This window comes from Breznakibacter xylanolyticus, assembly GCF_003254275.1.
GTDB lineage: Bacteria > Bacteroidota > Bacteroidia > Bacteroidales > Marinilabiliaceae > Breznakibacter > Breznakibacter xylanolyticus.
In genome coordinates this window covers 174,180-195,899 of sequence record NZ_QKZK01000003.1, presented here as the reverse complement: position 1 = coordinate 195,899, position 21,720 = coordinate 174,180, and the positions used below count along the sequence as shown (strand labels likewise).

Annotated in this window: 13 protein-coding genes, 2 tRNA genes and 1 pseudogene; 7 read left to right on the top strand and 9 right to left on the bottom strand. The window is 42.7% G+C overall.

What is annotated here, in order from left to right:
* Positions 1 to 368 precede the first annotated feature (368 nt).
* The 3 genes from LX69_RS17510 to LX69_RS02960 all read left to right on the top strand — a co-directional run bounded on the left by LX69_RS17510 (position 369) and on the right by LX69_RS02960 (position 1,570).
* Positions 369 to 599, top strand: coding sequence for a hypothetical protein (locus tag LX69_RS17510; protein WP_146260621.1), 231 nt, complete (start codon positions 369 to 371; stop codon positions 597 to 599).
* A 164-nt stretch (positions 600 to 763) separates the two neighbouring features.
* Positions 764 to 919, top strand: coding sequence for a hypothetical protein (locus tag LX69_RS17685; protein ID WP_170124213.1), 156 nt, complete (start codon positions 764 to 766; stop codon positions 917 to 919).
* A 27-nt stretch (positions 920 to 946) separates the two neighbouring features.
* Positions 947 to 1,570, top strand: coding sequence for a class I SAM-dependent methyltransferase (locus LX69_RS02960; RefSeq protein ID WP_111444323.1), 624 nt, complete (start codon positions 947 to 949; stop codon positions 1,568 to 1,570).
* A gap of 18 nt (positions 1,571 to 1,588) precedes the next feature.
* On the opposite strand, the gene LX69_RS02955 is transcribed toward LX69_RS02960, so the two are convergent.
* From LX69_RS02955 to LX69_RS02915, 9 genes are all read right to left on the bottom strand, one after another.
* On the bottom strand, positions 1,589 to 2,647 hold the full coding sequence (locus tag LX69_RS02955) for a LacI family DNA-binding transcriptional regulator (protein ID WP_170124212.1): 1,059 nt from the start codon (positions 2,645 to 2,647) through the stop codon (positions 1,589 to 1,591).
* Positions 2,648 to 2,744: 97 nt separating this feature from the next.
* Positions 2,745 to 4,259 (bottom strand): MFS transporter, encoded by a 1,515-nt coding sequence (locus tag LX69_RS02950; RefSeq protein ID WP_111444321.1) that lies wholly within the window; start codon positions 4,257 to 4,259, stop codon positions 2,745 to 2,747.
* Between the two features lie 22 nt (positions 4,260 to 4,281).
* Positions 4,282 to 5,736: a decarboxylating NADP(+)-dependent phosphogluconate dehydrogenase gene (gene gnd, locus LX69_RS02945; protein ID WP_111444320.1), complete on the bottom strand. Its 1,455-nt coding sequence runs from the start codon at positions 5,734 to 5,736 to the stop codon at positions 4,282 to 4,284.
* A 211-nt stretch (positions 5,737 to 5,947) separates the two neighbouring features.
* Positions 5,948 to 6,622 (bottom strand): bifunctional 4-hydroxy-2-oxoglutarate aldolase/2-dehydro-3-deoxy-phosphogluconate aldolase, encoded by a 675-nt coding sequence (locus LX69_RS02940; RefSeq protein WP_111444319.1) that lies wholly within the window; start codon positions 6,620 to 6,622, stop codon positions 5,948 to 5,950.
* A gap of 61 nt (positions 6,623 to 6,683) precedes the next feature.
* Positions 6,684 to 7,721, bottom strand: coding sequence for a sugar kinase (locus LX69_RS02935; RefSeq protein ID WP_111444318.1), 1,038 nt, complete (start codon positions 7,719 to 7,721; stop codon positions 6,684 to 6,686).
* 13 nt (positions 7,722 to 7,734) lie between these two features.
* On the bottom strand, positions 7,735 to 9,129 hold the full coding sequence (gene uxaC, locus LX69_RS02930) for a glucuronate isomerase (protein WP_111444317.1): 1,395 nt from the start codon (positions 9,127 to 9,129) through the stop codon (positions 7,735 to 7,737).
* Positions 9,130 to 9,760: 631 nt separating this feature from the next.
* Positions 9,761 to 10,936 (bottom strand): glycoside hydrolase family 88/105 protein, encoded by a 1,176-nt coding sequence (locus tag LX69_RS02925; RefSeq protein WP_111444316.1) that lies wholly within the window; start codon positions 10,934 to 10,936, stop codon positions 9,761 to 9,763.
* 193 nt (positions 10,937 to 11,129) lie between these two features.
* Positions 11,130 to 13,118 (bottom strand): RagB/SusD family nutrient uptake outer membrane protein, encoded by a 1,989-nt coding sequence (locus LX69_RS02920; protein WP_111444315.1) that lies wholly within the window; start codon positions 13,116 to 13,118, stop codon positions 11,130 to 11,132.
* A gap of 14 nt (positions 13,119 to 13,132) precedes the next feature.
* Positions 13,133 to 16,216, bottom strand: a complete 3,084-nt coding sequence (locus LX69_RS02915) for a SusC/RagA family TonB-linked outer membrane protein (protein WP_221621260.1) — start codon at positions 16,214 to 16,216, stop codon at positions 13,133 to 13,135.
* 258 nt (positions 16,217 to 16,474) lie between these two features.
* On the opposite strand from LX69_RS02915, the pseudogene LX69_RS18325 reads away from it, so the two are divergent.
* The 4 genes and pseudogenes from LX69_RS18325 to LX69_RS02900 form a co-directional block, all read left to right on the top strand.
* Positions 16,475 to 16,654, top strand: a pseudogene (locus LX69_RS18325) (hypothetical protein); the annotation flags it as partial.
* 3 nt (positions 16,655 to 16,657) lie between these two features.
* Complete coding sequence (locus LX69_RS02910) at positions 16,658 to 20,884, top strand: hybrid sensor histidine kinase/response regulator transcription factor (RefSeq protein ID WP_245934926.1); 4,227 nt, start codon at positions 16,658 to 16,660, stop codon at positions 20,882 to 20,884.
* A 113-nt stretch (positions 20,885 to 20,997) separates the two neighbouring features.
* Positions 20,998 to 21,069 (top strand) — tRNA-Trp (locus LX69_RS02905).
* An 11-nt stretch (positions 21,070 to 21,080) separates the two neighbouring features.
* Positions 21,081 to 21,168: transfer RNA gene (locus tag LX69_RS02900), tRNA-Ser, on the top strand.
* Positions 21,169 to 21,720 lie beyond the last annotated feature (552 nt).

Below are 21,720 nucleotides of genomic sequence, written 5' to 3'. Positions count from 1 at the left end.
GGGGTAAAAGTTAAACCATTCTTTTGTTTGACATGAAAAGCAATGACACCATCCTCAGCAGAAGACAGAAGTTTCATCCTTGGTTCAAAACGAGTAAATGTGACATCTTTAGAAAAAAACTTACTGTCTTTATAAAAGATCTTACTTCCAATCGTCACATAATCCGATGAAAAAAATTCAGCATCACCATCTGCAAAAACAGCAGTCTGACCAGCAGTTCCAGAAGAAAATGGCCAACTGATCGTTACTGAGCGATTCACTTCCTGCGAATTCGCATGCAGACACATCAACGCCCCAAGCGTAATGCCCAATAATTTGTAAAATGTCCTTCTCATAAATTTTATTGTTTTTAAACGATTAACAAATCGATGAATAACATTCACAAATTAACCTCCATTAACACTTCTGCAATGGTACATTTTGATTTAAAACCAACAAATATTGAAAAAGCAACAACTATATCACGTTATATTTCTGAACATTACCAGATTTTCCACATTACAAATCCAATCGTCCACCCTTCAGACACCAAACACACTTTAACAAATCCTCTTAAAGCCATTCACATTTTTAACCTCGACGATAAAGAGCATCCATAATTTTTTGTGATATTTGAATGCAATGAAAGTCGTGCTCAATCAAGCGAGCTTATAATAATTCACACAGGCACAAAAGTTCGATAATTGAAAAAAAAGGAACAAAACCTTTCACGCGACCATCGATCAACAACGCACAATTAAACAGAAACAACAAACCCAAACACATGAATATTTGCCCATTCAAACGGTCACACCTCATCAAAACCATCATCTTTACGATGCTCGTCATCGCCACCACGGCATGCGCCAGTTCGCGCACACACCGAAGCAAATCGCGATTTCGTGGAGCCATCCCCTGCCCTTGCGAAAACCAACACTAATCACCTCACGCGCTTAATTATACACACATGAGCATTGCCCGCTTTGACAAACAAGCCCAGGAATGGGATAAAAACCCTCAACATCTCGAACGCAGTAAAAAAGTGGCCACAACCATGATGAAACTATGCCCCACCCTAAATGGCAGAGCTTTGGAATTTGGCGCCGGGACGGCCATTCTTAGCTTTTTGCTCCGGGAGTCGTTCAACGAAATTGTGATGATTGATAACTCTCATGAAATGGTCAACGTCATGACCCGTAAGGTGGAACATGCTCACGAACAAGAACGCATGAAACCAATGTTTTTCAACCTGGATGAAGAAAATTGGACAGGTGAACCCTTCGATGTCGTTTTTACACAAATGGTATTACACCATGTTCCCGACACTTTCAAAATACTTAAACGCTTTGCAGCCATGCTCAAACCCGGCGGTCGCCTGTTCATTGCCGACCTGCACAGCGAAGACGGAACATTTCACGACGATGAGTTCAGCGGTCACAACGGCTTCGACCTTAACGAACTCACCAAACTCCTCTACAAGGCCTCATTTATCGACATCACTCATGAAAACGCATTTGTGGTCGAAAAAATGCGTAAAAACACCCTCAGGCACTATGATGGCTTTTTGCTAATGGCACAAAAAGAAAGCTAAGGATAAACACCGTTCAACCTAAAAAAAATAACGAACATTTTCAGAGGTAACCACGTCTACCGGAAGATATTCCATGCGAACAGGTTGCTTGTCGGACAACAAATAATCAAACAATTTTCGAACACATCGCTCAGTCTGCTCAGCCGGACGCTGGCTAATAAGAAAACGAATCACCCCTTGACGAAGATAAGATACGTTTCGATCCAATAAATCATATCCAACCAGCACCACATCGGTACGACCGTGCTGCTCTAAAAATCGAGCCACTTTATGCGCCTTGGAACTGGTCACGAAAATGGCTCCAATGTTGCCGTTCGATGTCATTATCTCATCCAAAACCTCAACCACACGGCTATATTCGGAATTCTTGATTTCCAAGCATAATTGACGGCCACGATTCATTCCCGAATCCACAAAATAACTTAAAAAACCCTGAGTACGATCATTCAGGTGCAACGTGTTGGCCAAATCGCGTGCAAGGTTCACCACCACAATGTCTTTATCAACGGGTGTGCCGTAATCAATTAACTGTGCACCGACCCGTCCGCTCTGATAGGCATCTTCGCCAGTGTAAGACAAGAAAGCAGTCTCGTCAATAAAACTATCGAAAAAAACGTAGGGAATGCCCTGCCCTGTCAATTTATCACAAAACTGCTGACTTTGATATTTGAGGATCGGCGCCAGCAAAATGCCGTCGGGATGCAAAGCCAAGACGGTCTCCGATTTCAACAAAAAATCATCATCCTGGTGCAGATCAAAAGATATCACCTCGAGGGACAAATTAAAAGGCTCAAAACTCTTCATGGCCTCATCCAATCCGTTACGATGACGAGCCCAAAACTCATTCTCCCCGGAAGCATCGGGCAGCAATGCCACCAGTTGCAATTTCTTTTTCGATTTAAGCGCACGCGCCATCAAATTGGGCGAATAATGCATCTCACCGGCAATACGAAGAATACGCTCCCGCGTTTCACGAGCCACCTCACCACGATTGTGCAACACGCGATCGACCGTGCCGATGGACACGCCGGCTTTCAACGCAATATCTTTAATACGAGGTGCATTCACTTGTGACATACAAAAAATAAAAAAACTGTCTGAAAAACGACATTCACATTCAGACTTATCGCAGAATGCCATCGCTTTTCAGACAGTCATATTTCTAAAAAATCAATTACAACTTAATGGGGCTATACTTTGGAACCAAAGATTTCATCACCATCCAGCCAATTAAATAAGCAACGGCACAAATGGCAAAAATAATGAAGTAACCAGCCTCAATCCCGGTGAAACCCATAAATTTCATAGGTCCTTGCACATATTCAGCGCCGGTTTTAATCAAATCTTTTGTCATCACCACTTCTTTACCATCAAGCAAGGTAGTGCCCGAAGCAAAGTCAAATAACAGACCAGAGCCTTTGTTAATCAGGAACGAACCGATACCACCGGCCATACCACCAATACCGGTAATGGTGGCAATGGCTGACTTGGGGAACATATCACCCACGGTCGAAAAGATGTTAGCCGACCAAGCCTGGTGAGCAGCACCCGCGATACCAATAATCAACACCGGAAACCAGTATGAGAAGTGTCCCAAAGGCTGTGCCAACAAAGCCAGCAATGGGAAGAATGCAAAAATCAACATCGAACGCATGCGACCGGCATAAGGATTCATCCCCTTTTTATCAACAAAATAAGAAGGCAACCAACCGCCGATAATCGACAACAAGGTAATGGCATACAACACAAATAAAAGAATTTGCGCCATGGGTTTATCTGAAGTCAAACCGTACACATCACTCAGGTAAGCAGGTGTCCAAAACAGGAAGAACCACCATACACCATCGGTCATGAATTTACCAAAGGCAAACGCCCAGGTCTGTTTGTATTTAAAGCTCTCGCCAAACGACATCTTACGTCCGGAACCATTGTTAGCTTTATCAGCTTCAGTATCCTGATGAATATATTCCAATTCAGCTTTATTGATACGCGGGTGTACTTCAGGCTTCTTGTACATAAATTGCCAAAAGCCCATCCAAATAAAGCCCAAAGCACCAATCACCACAAACGACATCTCCCAGCCCCAATGAGCTGCAATCACGGGAATGGTCACCGGAGCAGCCAAAGCACCCACAGTAGCACCAGCATTAAAAATACTCGTGGCAAGTGCGCGGTCTTTTTTTGGAAAAAACTCGGCAGTCGCTTTAATCGCAGCCGGAAAGTTCCCTGCTTCACCCACGGCCAATACCAAACGGGCAAAAATGAACAGGGACACACTCACAGTGGCCACGAATGCAAAATCGTTCACTTTTTCAATGGCATGCAATGCCCCTTCAAACCCCACAAACCATTCACCGGCCACAATCCCTGAGGTCGCAATCCCGCAATAGGCATGCAAAATAGCACCAATAGACCACACACCAATGGCCCACAAAAAACCTTTCTTGGTGTCCATCCAATCCACAAATCGGCCGGCAAACAACATGCTCGCGGCATAAAAAATGGAAAATAAGGCAGTAATGTTCCCGTAATCATTGTTCGTCCAATGAAACTCGGGCGCAATAAAGTCTTTCCAAGTGAGGGAAAGCACCTGGCGATCCAGGTAATTGACAGTGGTGGCAAAAAACAACAATGAGACAATTGCCCATCTGTAATTTGTCATCTTGCCATTGGTAGTGTTTGAAGACATAATTGAAACAGTTAATTATTAATTACACATTATACGTCGTCGATGCCGTACTACCGCCCCGTCCGGTCCAGTTGGTATGGAAAAACTCCCCCCTTGGCCGATCGATGCGTTCGTATGTATGTGCCCCAAAATAATCGCGCTGAGCTTGCAACAGGTTAGCGGGCAGACGCTCACTACGGTAACCATCAAAATAAGTCAACGCCGAGCTCATGGCCGGCGCCGGAATCCCGTTTAACGTGGCAGCCGCGATCACTCGTCGCCAACCGGCCTGCGCCTGGGTTACCTTTTCATTAAAGAACGGATCTAACAGCAAATTATTTAGATTGGGCTGCTTATCAAATGCCTCTTTGATTTTACCCAAGAATGCAGAACGAATAATGCATCCACCACGCCACATCAGCGCAATTCCACCATAATTTAACTGCCAACCGTACTCGGCTGCTGCAGCCCGCATCAACTCATACCCTTGCGCGTACGAGATTATTTTGGAAGCATAAAGGGCTTGTTTTAAATCATCGATGAACTGCTTTTTATCGCCAGCAAAAGCCACGGCAGGTCCTGAAAGAACCTTCGAAGCTGCCACGCGCTCATCTTTGATAGCCGAAAGGCAACGGGCAAATACAGCCTCACCAATCAGCGTAAGAGGGATCCCCAAGTCCAGGGCAACCACCCCGGTCCATTTACCGGTGCCCTTTTGACCGGCGGTATCCAATATCTTGTCAACCAACGGCGTTCCGTCAGTATCTTTATAGGCTAAAATATCGCGGGTTATCTCAATCAAATAACTGTCGAGATCCCCATTGTTCCACTCCTTGAACACTTGGTGCATTTCATCAGCACTCATGCCCAAAAGTTCTTTCATGATGTGATACACTTCGGTAATCATCTGCATATCACCATATTCAATGCCATTATGAACCATTTTCACAAAATGGCCGGCACCATTTTCGCCCACCCAGTCGCAACAAGGCGTGCCATCTTCAACTTTGGCGGCAATGGATTGAAATATCGGTTTCACCACAGGCCAAGCTTTTACTGAGCCACCCGGCATGATGGAAGGCCCTAACAAAGCCCCTTCTTCCCCCCCCGACACACCTGCGCCGATGTAATGGAAACCTTTACTCTCGACATACGCAACCCGTCGGTTCGTATCGGGGAAATGCGTGTTCCCGCCGTCAATAATAATGTCACCGGGTTCCAAATAAGGCAACACCGATTCGATGGTCTGATCAACAGCTGCACCGGCTTTAATCATCATCATTACTTTACGGGGGCGCTCTAACGATTTCACAAATTCCTCAACAGAGTATGTCCCCATAATTTTTTTGCCCTTGGCGCGATCGGCCAAAAAAGCATCCACCTTATCGGTAGATCGATTGTAAACTGACACCTGAAAGCCTTTGCTTTCCATGTTTAGCACCAGGTTTTCGCCCATCACGGCCAAACCAATCAAACCTATGTCTGATAACTGTTTCATGATATGTATTGCGTTAATTGTTTCTTAATCGAATTATCTCAACAAATTAAGATAAAAGACACCAGAAACGCACGCTTTGTTCACAAAAGGTGCCAAAAGATGCCAATAAACAGATGGGATTTGAAAATTTGAAACCAAAGGCCACACACGGACAAAAGATGAACCCGGTTTCACCAATGCTTCCAAATCTTCAAATCACAAATCTGACAACTTATTTTTTACGAACCTTTTTAATGGTTTCGATCAACTCTTTCGATTTTGCGGCCAAAGCTTTCCAATCGCCGGCCTGCATCACTTCTTTGGGGAAAAGGTTTGAACCCATACCCACGCATGTTACACCGGCATCGAACCACCCTTTCAGGTTGGCTTCAGTAGTGTCCACACCACCGGTAGGCATAATGTTGGTCCAAGGCATTGGAGCTTTCACTGCTTTCACAAACGAAGGACCGCCAATTTCAGAAGCAGGAAACAGTTTTACCAGCTCCACACCCAACTCCTGAGCCTTGTTGATTTCACTAATGGTTCCACAACCGGGCGAATAGCTGATGCCACGACGGTTACAAATCTTAACCACTTCTTCGTTCAGCAACGGAGAAACTATAAAATTGGCACCTAATTGAATATACAAACCGGCAGTAACAGGTTCAACAATTGAACCGGCACCTAAAATCATACCGGGCAACTCTTTCAAAGCCCACTTGTTGAGTTCTCCAAATACTTCGTGTGCAAAATCTCCGCGGTTCACGAACTCAAATACACGTATGCCACCTTCGTAGCAAGCCTTTACCACGTTTTTACTAACTTCCAAATCTTCATGAAAAAACACAGGAACAACACCGGTTTCTTTCATGGCTGCAAACACTTGTGAACGAGTATACTTTGCCATTTTTTAAACTTATGATACGATTAAATGGGTGCAGGTCATAACAACCTGCACCATAATAAATTTATCGAGATACACGACCGGATGCATCACCACCCATCAATTTCTCAACTTCATCAACCGTTACCAGGTTGAAGTCACCATGAATGGTGTGCTTGAGGCAAGATGCGGCAGTGGCAAAGTTGATCACCTTTTGGTGGTCATCTTTGTATGTCAGCAATCCGTAAACCAAACCACCCATGAAAGAGTCACCACCGCCAACACGGTCAACAATGTGAGTGATGTTGTAAGTAGGTGCCACATACAAATCTTTGCCGTCGTACAGAACACCCGACCAAGTATTATGGCTGGCGCTCACCGAACCGCGAAGCGTGGTGATCACCTTCTTCACACGGGGATATTGTTTCATGATTTGCTGAGACACACTGCGATAAGCTTCAGCGTCAACATGTCCGCCGGTAACATCAACACCCTCTGGTTTAATACCTAAAACCATTTCGGCATCTTCTTCGTTACCCAACACCACGTCGCAACCGGCTACCAAAGCAGGCATTACTTCGCTGGCCTTTTTACCATATTTCCAAAGGTTTTTGCGGTAATTGAGGTCACAAGTTACCAGCACACCTTTTTTATTGGCCACCTGAATGGCTTCCAAACAAGCGTCGGCAGCACCTTGCGAGACAGCAGGGGTGATTCCGGTCCAATGGAACACATCCACCCCATCAAGAATTTTTTCCCAATCGAACATACCCTTGGTAACGCCCGCAAAGGCAGAACCGGCACGGTCGTAAACTACTTTACTGGCACGAGCCACAGCACCGGCTTCCAGGAAATAAATTCCCAAACGATCGCCGCCATACTGAACATCATTGGTACAAACACCAAATTTGTTTAACTCCATACGACAAGCAATACCCAAATCGTTTTTGGGCAAACGAGTTACAAATGAAGCATTAATACCATAGTTCGCCAACGACACAGCCACATTGGCCTCACCGCCGCCGTAGGTAGCTTCAAATGAACGAGCTTGATTGAAACGTTCGAAACGAGGTGTTGCCAAACGCAACATGATCTCACCAAATGTGACAACTTTAGGTCCCATAACTGAAATAAAATTAAAATTTAAAGTAGTTTTTTGCGTTGTAATATGAGATGCCTTCCACAGCAGGCTTCAACAATGAATCGTCGTTGGGGATATGTCCTTTATCAACTTCAGATCCAAAGAATTCGCACACAATGCGACGGAAGTATTCATGACGAGGATAAGAAAGGAAACTGCGAGAGTCGGTCACCATTCCGACAAAACGTGTGGTCAATCCCAAAGCAGACAGCGCCTTAAGATGCTCTTCCATACCGGTTTTCTGATCAAGGAACCACCAGGCAGCACCATATTGAATTTTCCCGGGAGCGGTACCATCGTTGAAATTCCCAATCATGGTAGCCATCATCTCGTTATCGGCAGGATTGAGATTGTAAAGAATGGTTTGTGCCAATTGATCGGTGGTGTCGAGCATATCCAGGAAACGTGACATTTTGAAGCTATCCTGAGGATTGCCAATAGAATCCCAACCGGTATCAGCACCCAACAAACGGAATTTACGAGAGTTATTGTTACGCAATGCGCCTACGTGAAACTGTTGTGTCCAACCACGTTTGTGATTCATACGCGCCAGTTCAAGCAAAACAGCCGTACGATATTTCTCCAATTCATCATCAGAGATGGATTTGCCGGCCAGCACCTTTGCAAAAATGGCATCAACTTCGGACTGCGTGTAAGGCGCATAGAAGAAACGATCCAAACCGTGATCCGACAATTTACATCCTACTTCGGTAAAGAATGCATGGCGCTTATCGAGAGCAGTTACCAAACTGCTGAAACTATTGATATCGACATCAGCAACCTGTCCCAATTGTTTCAAATAATCCAACAACGCCGGATCATCGGCACGCAACACGCGGTCGGGACGGAAAGTGGGCAACACCTTAATTTCAAATTCATTTTTTAGTTTCAAATGAAATTCAAGACTATCCACAGGATCGTCAGTGGTACAAACCAACTCGACGTTCATCTTACGCATCATGCCACGAACGGTATACTCAGGCGAACGCAATAAAGCTGTCGCCTGATCATAAATGGACTTGGCGGTACTAGGCGACAACTGTTCGTTAATGCCAAAATAACGCACCAATTCTAAATGAGTCCAATGATATAATGGATTACCAATGGTATAAGGAACAGTTTGAGCCCACTTTTCAAATTTCTCGTAATCAGAAACTTTCCCGGTACAGAATTTCTCATCGATACCGTTTGACCGCATGGCACGCCATTTATAATGGTCACCCTCGAGCCAAATTTGTCCCAAATTGTCAAACTGACGATCGATGGCAATCATCTCAGGTGACAAGTGGCAATGAAAATCGATGATGGGAAGTTTTGAGGCATACTCATGATAAAGTCTTTTGCCAGTCTCACTGTGCAAAATAAAATCGGGATGAATGAACTGCTTCATGTATTTATTGTTAGTATGATAAATTCTATATTCCAATTGTCCGTCACCTATTGTGTCTACATCTGCCCTCTCCTCTTTTTTATAAGAGATAAGAGATGCAACTTATGAAGATCTCCATCGCTTTTCAAGTGAAAAACGCAAACATCAAAATACAAACGTTTGCACTTCAACTGTCAAGCAACAATTCCGCAGGCTTCGTTAACGAACACGAATATAAACTCATTTTCCCACACCATCAACATCAACTGATTAAAAAAAACTACAACCCCTGATTTTCAAACAATTTATCCACCCATCTAACAACATGATTCAACGTTAGGAAACAATTAATATCTATTTTTCAACCAAAATTTCCACCACCCACAACAAACGTTTGCAATGGTCTCATGGATTCAACTCAACAGACATGTGACGATGGAAAGTCTGCAGTAATAAAATCATTTCAGGACATGATGATGTCTCAAACAAGAAAAGTCTGAGACATCATCATTGAGGCCTCAGACTTTTTTAAATTTCTATCTGCAAGTGATCATGTATTCTGTATGCGAATGATGGATGAATGCATCTTGGTTAATCTCATACATAAAACAGAAACACAGAACTTACGAACAAGTCATATACAACCGAATAATCACTTTCCAAGTTCTAACGCGGCCATAATAAATGGGCCGACGCCTTTGGTGTCGTTGGTGACAATTTTCTCGTTAATGTAGTAATCGTACGAACCATCACGGTAAGGATTTCCACCCAAACCACAAGCACCACAAATTTGAATCATAGATGGCATGCCATCTTCATCGGTAATCATCAAATGCTTCACAATGTTATCGAACGACTCGTTAGCTGTTTTTAAATACGACTTGTCTAACCATCCACGATTCGCGGCCTTGGCCATGACATAGGTAAACATTGCAGAGCCGGAGCCCTCGATGTAATTTCCGGTGCGGTTTCCCTGATCCAACACCTGATACCACAATCCGGTTTGAGGATCGCGAACTTTTAACAGGGCATCCACAGTATTTTTTAAAATGGTGATTAAACCATCTCTACCGGGATGATTTTCGGGTAAAAACTCCAACACATCCACCAATGCCATGGAGTACCACCCCATCGATCGGCTCCAAAAATGCGGTGACTGACCGGTTTCGGGGTTGCTCCACTTCATCTCCCGACTCTCGTCGTAAGCATGATAGCACAACCCGGTAATGGAATCTAAAGTACGGTTATAAACCGTATTTAACTGAAATACCACCTCATCGAACCATTGGGGTTGATTGAACTCTTTGGCATACTGAGCCAGAAATGGTGTTGCCATATACAAGCCATCCAACCACACTTGGTTCGGATATACTTTTTTGTGCCAAAAGCTTCCTTCTTTGGTGCGAGGATGTTGTTCCATCTGCTTCACGAGGGTGTCGATGGCATTTTTGTACTTCTGAGCACCGGTGCGCTTATACAACGTAATCAGGTTTTTACCGGGATTGATATTGTCAATGTTGTACTTTTCCATGCTATAGGTCAGAATAGTGCCATCGTCTTGTACAAAGGCATCTATGTAATCGACCATATATTTAGAATACTTAGGATCAACATCACCCAATTTATCAATGGCTCCACCCATCATGGCCACATCGTACTGCCAACGCTTCGACTCACGTGAACCATGATACTGCGTAAGGGTATCATAGCGGGTCATGACGGCATCGGACATACGGATAGACCACTTATCACTATTCTCTGATTTTTGCAAACCAACACAGCCCCCTAAGAACACGCCTGCAATCAGGGGTAATAATAATCGCTTCATACTAAAAATATTAATTAATTATAAACAGCCATCCACATGACGCCAGATATGTATTAATCTTTTCAAAAAAAAAGAACAAGAATCTTTCCATGCTAACGATAATCAGCAAGCAAGATCTAAAAAAGGAATCCACCAATAAGAAACAAGATCAAACTGATGAATTCCTCCACTTTACTAACACAATATCAAAGCATCAATACTGATCATTTTGCCAGAAACCTTGTCCAGCTACAGTGCTTTTGTTGGTTACAGCATCCATTTGAGCCTGAGGAATGGGACGATACATGTGAAAATCCTGAATCTTGGCAGATGCTTGGGCATTATATGCTTTCACTCGACTTACCAATGTTTTGGTACGTTTAAGATCAAACCATCGCTGCTGTTCACCGCATAATTCAAGAGCGCGTTCATCCAAAATGGTCGACAATGTCACGGGCCCAACCAACTTATTATCCTTGCCTGCAATAGCGCGTTTATCACGCAGTACATTCAAAGTAGCCAAAGCATCACCACCAGTTGCTAATTCAGCTTCGGCCTTAATCAAGTACATCTCAGACAAACGGAGCACCATAACATCACGGTCATATATTTCGGGGGTTACCTTATCATTATTTGAACGCGAATAAACATCTGTTTCAAATTTTTTAATAGAAATAAAAGATTGATTCCCTGCATATGCCACGTCTTTATAACGTTTATCTCCATATGGATCTTCAGTTGGCATCGAAGATGTTGGAAGTGCTAATGCGGGATCGGAAGAAGTGTACAGCGGTAAAGATCCTCCAGTAAGCGTATGAATACGATAACGATTTTTGGCATGAGCCATTTGTGCCTTAGCCTCAACCGAATTTCCATCGACAGCCATAAAATACAATGCTGTATCCTGCATCAGTGGATAAAATTTAGAAGATCCTTCTAAACCAGGTGCAATAGTATAAACATCACGAATGGTTACATCATAACGCTGATCGATCCCTTTAACCTGATTGAAAAGATTCACCAAATACAAGGTAGGAACATAACGCGTAAAACCCCGTCCATAACGCGAATAAGTTGAACCAGGCGATACCACAGCATTTGTCACACTGTTCTTAATTGTTTGAGTTAAGGATGTGACACGCACAAATACATCCGACAAATCTTTACCAGCATTATTCCATTTGGGAACAAACATCAGCAACATGGCATTGCCACCTCCAGTAGAACGACCCGTGCGGGAAATCAAATTAACAAAATCCAAGGGATCGCCATTTGAATTAATTTTTATACGGTATGGTAATACATTAAGAGTAAAATTTGAACTGTAATTCACCCCCCAAATCGATTCCTTATTTGTAACAACATCTTCATTGGTCATCGTCCACACATCAGAGTAATTATCATAAAACGACGCAATATCACTATCGATCACCGCCTTAGATTCTATCTGAGCCTGCTCATAAAGATTTTTACCCGCATAACTACTATTTGTAGTTATGCTATTGGGGCCGAGCCATGAGGCGGCATAGAGCAATACTCGCGCTTTAAATGCACGAACAGCCCAATAGTGAACCCTTGAAGATTTCTTAGTGGATTCTTTCAATTCGATCGCAGCAGCATCCAAATCAGCCAAGATATTACTATATACAAATTCTTCGGTGTCACGAGTTGCATCAGTAGAAACTGATTGAACTGAACTAGTATAATATGGAACAGGCCCCCAAATATTCACCATGTGCCAATAATAAAAGGCTCTCAAAAAATGAGCTTCTCCCATATATTGACTCTTTTTAGCATCAGACAGCAAGGTGTTTTGTGGGATATATTCCAAAGCAGTATTACAGACATTAACAGCTGCAAAGTATGCCTCCCAATACTGATCTAAACAAGGGTTGTCACTAGCATTGCCATCCAAGCTTTCAGCTGTCAAACCATAAGAATTCAAGGTTTTTTGTTTATTGTCAAAACCAGAATAAAACAAGTCAGAACCCATTTCAGAAAGCCCCAACCCAGCTTCCTTACCGTACCATGTACGGGTATATGCGTAGCATGATGCAACTAACCCATCTAAACCGGTGGTAGTTTTATATAAATAATCATCAGTTTGACCTACCTTGTTTTCCTCTTCCAAAAAATCCTCACATGATGATGCACCCACCAATAAGGCTGAAAACATCAAAATTTTATATAAATTAGCTTTCATAATCATTACACTTATTAAAATTCAACATTAATACCGCAAACTAATTGTTTGGCCAATGGGAAAGTAATGGCACCTCCGCGCTCAGGATCGTAATTATCAATATTACTAAATGTAAAATAGTTCTTAACAGAACCGTAAACTTTCACACGTCCGATACCTACTTTAGAAATTAACGATTGCGGCAAATTGTAAGCCAATGTAATATCTTTAACTTTCAAATACGAAGCATCTTCGTACAAAGCCGCCCCTCCATAAGTAGACCAATTGGTATTAACACCTGGCGTTGGGAATTTAGCCCCCTGATTCTCGGGTGTCCAGTAATCTACATCACCCCAGTTTGAACTATCGTAAGTTACCAGCCCATTGAAATCATAGGCAATATAACCACCAAGGCGAGCATAAACCAATACAGAAAGAGATAAATTTTTGTAAGTAAATGTATTATTCATACCCACAACAGCTTTGGGACTGCGGTTATAAACTTTTTTGTCATCATCATCAATTTTGCCATTATCATTAGCATCAATGATTTTAATTGTACCTGGATCACCAGTCATTGCCATAGTTTCTCCTGGATGACGTTCCAACCATGCAGCTTTGTAAGTGTCAAACTCGCCAATCCCCCAACAGCCATCTGCCTCATAATTATAGTAAATATTAACAGGCTCCCCAACAACCTGGCCAATAGTTCCATTAATATTTTTGGTCAATCCTCCTGAAAGTTTAGTGATTTCATCTTGTGAAAATGAAGCAGACCAATTGATATCCCATTTAAAATCAGTATTATTTAAGATTAATGTATTTAAAGCGATTTCAACACCGGAAGCTTTGGTTTCGCCAATATTGTCAAGAATTTGTGGATAAGTTTGAGATGCTGGAATACTTTTATAATAAAGCAAATCGTAAGTATTACTAAAATAAACATCGACACTACCAGATAGACGATTGCTCCATACACCGAAATCCAATCCGAAATTTAATGATGAAGTCTTTTCCCAAGTCAATTGATCATTTCCATACTTACTTGGTATTTTTCCAGCGTATTCAACCCCGTCGAGATTATAATAGACAGGAAAATCACTGAGTGTTGTAACCGTTTCATAAGGATTAACTGCTGCGTTACCTGATATACCCCATGACGTTCTCAATTTTAAATTATCAAGCCATACTATATCTGTCAAAAAAGATTCTTCATTCACGCGCCATGCAGCCGCTACAGATGGAAAATATCCCCATTTTTTACCTTTAGCCAAAACAGACGAACCGTCAGCTCGCAATGAAGCGGTCAGAAGGTATTTATCCATAAACTTATAGTTCAAACGCATAAAGTACGACAACATCGACTTCTTAACGTATTCTTTATCTAAAACCGGTGTTTTAATATTATTCAGATCATAAAACGAACTTTCGTAAAAATGCTCAGCTGCAGTATTACCTGAAATAGTTCGAGACTCAAGTACATCCTGTATCATGCTATGCCCCAACAAACCCGTCAAACTGTGATTAATTGTACCCAAATCAGTAGTATAATTCAGTGTATTTTCCCATGTATACTTTGTTTGAGTTTGATTTTCTACCGAAATATAACTCCCTGTAGCAGCTTGTAATTTGCCAACACTCTGAAAGTCTTGATAAAGACCATCGCGCATTTCCATACGGTCTAAGGCAATCATACTTTTAAAAAACAGGTTTTTAACAGGGATGATTTCCAAATATCCGTTTCCAAAGAAACGGGGTGTTTCAACATTGTGCTGAAAATTACCATCCACCTCATCCAACAACGGGTTAGCATGAGCCTCGTAAGTAGGCGATGGTTTTAAAATTATATTGCCACTTTCATCGTAAGGATGAGCAATGGATGTCATTTTAAGTGCCTGACCAAACACATTGGTTCGCTTATCGTGGCTTTTATAAGTATATAACAAACTGGTACCCACCTTAAAGGCTTTTCCCATTTTGTGGTCGATGTTAGATTTTACATTATATCGGTCAAGTTTATCATTACGTAACAACCCTTCTTCAAACATGGCACCTACGGACAAGTTGAAATTAGTTGACTCACTCCCGCCAGATACTGATACCTCATAATTCTGAGTTAAGCCATTTTGTAAAATCTGATCTGCCCAATTGGTATAAGAACCTTCGTTATATATATCCATTTCAGAATAGGGTAGATTATTAACTGCGGATCCCCCTAAGACATCAGTCACAGGTACCGCATCAAACTTAGTATCACCCCAATTACCAGTCCCTGCTTTCACCAAAATGGCATCTCGTTTATAACGTTCGGCATTGATGCGTCGATTCACTTCTGTTAATCCATACATTACCTGAGGAACGTGGGTAGGTTGATTGGATGATAAATATGAATTTACAGTCACAACAGTCTTACCCGCTTTTCCGCGTTTGGTAGTAATAATAATAACCCCATTAGCGCCTTTGGTTCCGTAAATAGCAGTCGAAGATGCATCTTTTAGGACTTCCATCGATTCGATATCAGAAGGATTAAGATCTAAAGTTGATCCATATTCCACACCATCTACCAAGATCAGGGGATCGTTACTGGCCGAAATAGACCGATTACCACGTAGATTAATATTCAATTTGGAACCAGCTTCACCGGAAGCTTGTTGAATATCAATCCCAGGCACCCTAGCCTGCATAGATGACATGGCATTACTTGATGCCGTTTTGGTAATATCATCCGACTTAACAGAAGAAACAGCTCCAGTTAAATCCCGCTTTTTCACGACCCCATACCCAATAGCCACCACTTCATCCAAACCGATGGTGTCATCTTTTAACACAGAATTGATGGTAGTTTTATTGGACACCGGCACCGTTTGGTTTTGAAAACCTATAAATGAAAATACCAGCACTGCATTTTGAGCGTCAGGCACTTCCAAAACATAATTCCCATCCATATCGGTAATGGTTCCGGTGGTAGTGCCTTGTATCATCACATTGGCACCTGGAATAGGCGCCCCAGTGGCATCCAATACTTTACCTTTGACTGTTTGGGTTTGCTGAGCCATGGCTAACACACCAAACATCATGAATCCCAACACAGCAAAACATTGCTTAATTAGTTGTCTCATTTTTTTAAATTTTGGTTGATAATTAAAAACTGTAAATTAAGAAAGGGGATCTAAAAAGTCAATTAACTTTTATTTGCAATTTACACCATCAAAATTTGTTAAAACAGGTAATAATTAACTCAAATTGGGAGAATTTTTATCGCACAATTCACGAACACAAAACACAACCACCTCATAAACTGAGAACTACACAAATACCTAATTTTAACACCGCATAAACTCAGGCTACAAACAGCAACAAATATTAACTTTGTAGTAATGTCACCAAATCTATTGTACATGCATAAACTTTCAGTTTGCGTTATAACCTTCTTGCTAATACACGTTGCATACGGGCAAGGCATTTTTCGTTTTGAACATTACAATACACAAAACGGCCTTTCACAAAACACTGTGTTTAGTGTGCATTGCGACCCAAAAGGTTTTTTGTGGATAGGAACCATGAACGGTCTAAACCGATTTGACGGTTATGATTTTAAAATATACAAGAGCATTGGCAGTCAACCCAACATGATCACCAACAACCGTGTATCGCGCATTTGGGACGATGCACGCGGGTTTATATGGATGGAAAGCTATGATGGTTACTACCATTTTTTTAATCCTAAAAACGAGACCTTTAATACCCTGCCGCGTTATTCGGCATTTGAGGAGGAACAAAACAGTAAGGGCACCTGCTTTTTGCAATACACCCCAAATGAGGTTTGGATGGGGGCATCAAACAGTGGCGTGTACCGCTTGCAATACCAGGAAGCAAATGACACATATAGCATTACACAATTCCTAAGTAGAGGAACCAATGCCATCTCTAACAATAAGGTCAGCCTCATTCATGCCGATAGCGATAACAACCTGTGGATTGGGACAATACGCGGCATCAATTTCCTGTCGAAAACCGACATCGAGAACCAAAACATGAATTTTCAACACCTCAATGTGGATATTGAGTTTACAGGTGCTGTGGCCGAAAACAATACCGAAATATGGTTTGGAACCCGGCAAAATGGCATTTTGTGTTACAACAAACAAAATCATGCCTTTTGGTTTAGAAATGCAAGCAACAGCCATCCGGCTCTGTCGATGCCAGTCACACACCTTGTCGCCAAAGACAACCGCTTTTGGGTGGGGACAGCCGGAATGGGTTTAGTTAATGTCAACCCCGAAACCAACCAATGGATATCAGTACCGTTTCACGACCAAACGGTGCTCGACCTGTATGCCGACCGGCACCATCAAATGTGGGTGACGGGCAACCTATTTGGCATTACCCGCGTGGAAACGGCTACGATGCAAACGCACTATTACGAACTCACCCCTAAGGACAACCTATATGCCACGGATCTTGAACGGCACTATTTTTACGAAGACAAGGATAACCGTCTTTGGATTGGCCTTCATGGTGCCGGTCTTGCCAATTATGATCGAAATACCGATGCTTTCGTGTTTTACCGCAACAATGGAACCGACCCCAACACACTGTCATCAAACATCGTACACTGCATCACCGAAGATCACAACGGCAACATGTGGATTGGCACCGGCCAAAACAATGGCGGCCTCGACAAAGTAATCAGAACCACACCGGCCATTCGTCACCTGATACCTGATGAAAAGGATAAAAGCCAAAATGGCAACCTGGTTCGATGCATCATGGAGGACAACAACCAAGTGCGGTGGGTTGCCACCAAAAATGGAAAGATACACCTATTTCGCAGCAAAGAATCGAATCCCTTCCAAACCATCAACCTGATTACAACTCCCAACAGCTCGGAACAAGGCAACAATGTTTACGCCATGTTACAAGATGACCGAGGCTTCATTTGGTTAGGCACCAAAGGCGAAGGCATTGGCATTAGCAAAAATCCGGTCACCCAGGGTACTTCATACAATCAACTCAGTTTCGAATGGTTTAAGCACAACGATAATGATAGCACCTCACTTCCAAGCAATAACATATACGACATCATCCAACTGAGCCCTGGGCGCTTTTGCATTGGCACCTTTGGCAATGGCATCAGCCTGGCATCACGACGCATGGGTGGCAAAATGGAATTCGTCAACATAAATACAGCCAATAGCAACTTGTCGAGCAACCTGGTAAGAAGCATTTTATTGGCTCACGACAATCAGCTTTGGATTGCGACTGCTTTTGGCATCAATTGTATCGACATAAAATCGTTGGATCAAGCCCAATTTCAGTTCAGAACCTTCTTCCACTCACCCGACACACCTGAAAGCCTGAGTTATAATGACGTTGTACACATCTTTGAAGACAACGAACAACATCTGTGGTTTACCACTTACGGAGGCGGCGCCAATCGGTTGAATTATAAAAAAGATCAGCCAATAAGATTCATTCATTATTCGTCCGATCAAGGCTTGGGAAACGATATCGTGATGGGAATACTTCAGGATAACAATGGTTATATATGGCTCAGCACCGAAAATGGGATCTCAAAAATTGACTTGAGAAACAACCAAATGGAACTGTACAATGCCAATAACAAGCTATTTTTCAACTCCTTTTCAGAGAACACATGCCTCAAAACTCACAACGGTACCCTTCTATTTGGAGGATCGAATGGTTTGGTGGCCATTCATCCCGAAATGGAACAATTACAAAAAGCAACCTATCGAATAGAACTCACCAATCTGTTTATCGCCAACAAAGAGATAACTGTTCATTCGCCTAACTCACCCCTAAAGCAAAATATCAGCTACACCGACGTATTGGAATTGAATCATCACCAGAACGCTTTCAGCATCCAATTCTCGTCTTTGGGCTACGAAGATAACATGGTGATGAAATATGCCTACAAACTGGATAATTTTGAGTCCGACTGGAACGAAGTGGGTAATCAAAACAGGGCTGTTTACACAAACCTGCCTCCCGGCCGTTATACCTTTCGGGTAAAAGCATCATCCGGCGCCGGCATTTGGGACACCAACGAACGTGTGTTGTCCATCAGAATACTTCCCCCCTGGTATCGTACCTGGTGGGCCTATCTGATGTTTCTTACCATATTGGTCATTGCCACGTACTGGGTACACCGAACCCTCACGCAACTCAACCTTTATAGGCACGATTTGCTACTGGAAAAAAAGGTCAACCAGATGAAACTGCAGTTCTTTACGAATATCTCCCACGAGATTAGAACCCCACTGACACTCATCATAGGCCCACTCGAAGACATCATTAACAAAAGTAACTTGCCCGATGCCGTGGGTAAACAATTGCGCGTGATTAGAAAAAACGCCCGACGAATGCTCATGCTTACCAATCAATTGCTCGACTTTAGAAAGATACAAAACAACAAAATGACCCTCCAGGTGAGCGAAATCGACATCAAACGCTTTGCTCTGGATATCTTCAACAGCTTTGAACCCTTAGCGGCCCATAAAAACATTCACTATTCCTTTGAATGTAACACAGATGACCCCAAAGTATGGGCTGATGTATCCCGTCTGGACATCATTATATACAACCTGCTTTCCAATGCGCTCAAATTCACCGACAGTGGAAAAACAGTAACCCTTCGAATTGACGAGACACCCGACGCGGTAAACATCGCCGTCATTGACCATGGACGGGGCATTGCCCCTGAGCTATTGCCCGAAATTTTCACGCGTTACACCATCCTTAGCACCAACGACTTGTCGGGAACCGGAATCGGACTGTCATTGTCATACGAACTTGCCAAACTTCATGGAGGAACCATCGAAGTGACATCTGAACCGGGTCAGGGCAGTACCTTTACCTTATGCCTCAAAAAGGGAAACCAACACTTAACAAACCAGCCGGAAATCACCATCATTCACGATGCAATCCATCAACCCCACCCCCTAACAATCCCTGATAATGAAATAGTTGACACAACCAACCCACTCGACGAACCCCAAATCAGAACAGCTCTGGTGGTTGAAGATAATCCCGAAATATTGGATTACATCTGCCAATCGTTACGCCCGGAATTTAATTGCATCAAGGCTGTCAACGGCCAGGAAGCGCTCCCTCTGGCTCGTCAATATAACCCAAGTATTATCATCACCGACGTGATGATGCCTGTGATGGATGGCATTGAAATGACACGCACCCTCAAGGAGAGTATTGAAACGTCTCACCTTCCCGTGGTCATGCTCACAGCTAAAAACGATGTGGCCGACCAAATACAAGGTGTGGAAACCGGTGCGGAAGCATACATTACCAAACCTTTTAATGTTGAGTACCTGAAATCAGTGGCTCTCAACCTGGTGATACAACGTGAAAAAATTGCAGGTTACCTTAAAAAGCATAAAGCCATTGAACCGGGAAACCTCAACATCAGCTCAAAGGACGAGAACTTTCTGAATCACCTTATCGAATTTATCAATCAGAATTATGCCAATGATATCAACATCGACCAAATGGCAGCCCACTGCTGCTTAAGCCGAACGGTGTTCTACAACAAAGTCAAGAGCCTGACCAACCTCAGCCCCATCGAGTTCTTGCGCCAAATGAAACTTAAAATTGCGGCACAACTGCTCGAAAAAGGCTACAATGTCTCCGAAGTTGCGTTCCGAGTTGGATATAACGACGTAAAATACTTCAGTCGCCAATTCAAATCCTTTTACGGTTACACCCCCAGCAAACATCCCACATCCGGCTCTTCACCTAGTGACGAGGATTAAACCATTGGAATAGAAATGCATCAATCGAAACCTACAAAAAAACAGGAAAAATAATTGCGCAAAACACACCAAAAACGGGAAAAAGTTCTATTTTCGCAGTCTCAAAACCACACACGGGAGTAGTTCAGCGGTAGAGCACTGGTCTCCAAAACCAGCTGTCGGGAGTTCGAATCTCTCCTCCCGTGCATTAATTCCCGGAGAGTTGTCCGAGTGGTCGAAGGAGCACGCCTGGAAAGTGTGTATACCTCAAAAGGGTATCGAGGGTTCGAATCCCTCACTCTCCGCTGATAAGAAATGAAAAATAACGCAAAATCCAGTAAGTCAACACTTACTGGATTTTTTGTTTGTGCAGAATGGTGCAAAGAAAGGCTAAAAACAACACTCCATTCGGATGCCAATACGGTTTGTTTAAGGGATAATTCTGCACGACGGCTATTGACCGTGATACGAACAAAGATGGTCATAGGGAGCACAGGGTTTTTAGCTGCTCGTGTAATGAACTGAATACCGAAGGTGGTACATGCTTTCATGTCAATGAGATTTAGTGTGATTTGACTTCATTTAATTTGATTCACCGAATTACTCACCGAGAACTCACCAATCAACCTCACTAAACACCAACAAACGGCATCAAATAAAACGAGCAACTAACTGCTTTGTAGTATTTTGCAGCATTTCCAGTGAGTAAATATAGGAAATAAAATTACTCACCGTATTACTCACCCGTAACTTGAAAAACTTTGTTTTAATTCAAAACACCTCAAAAGCAAAAAGCCTGTAAATCATACGATTTGCAGGCTTTTGATGTCGTTTGACATCCACTTGGTCGGGGTGAC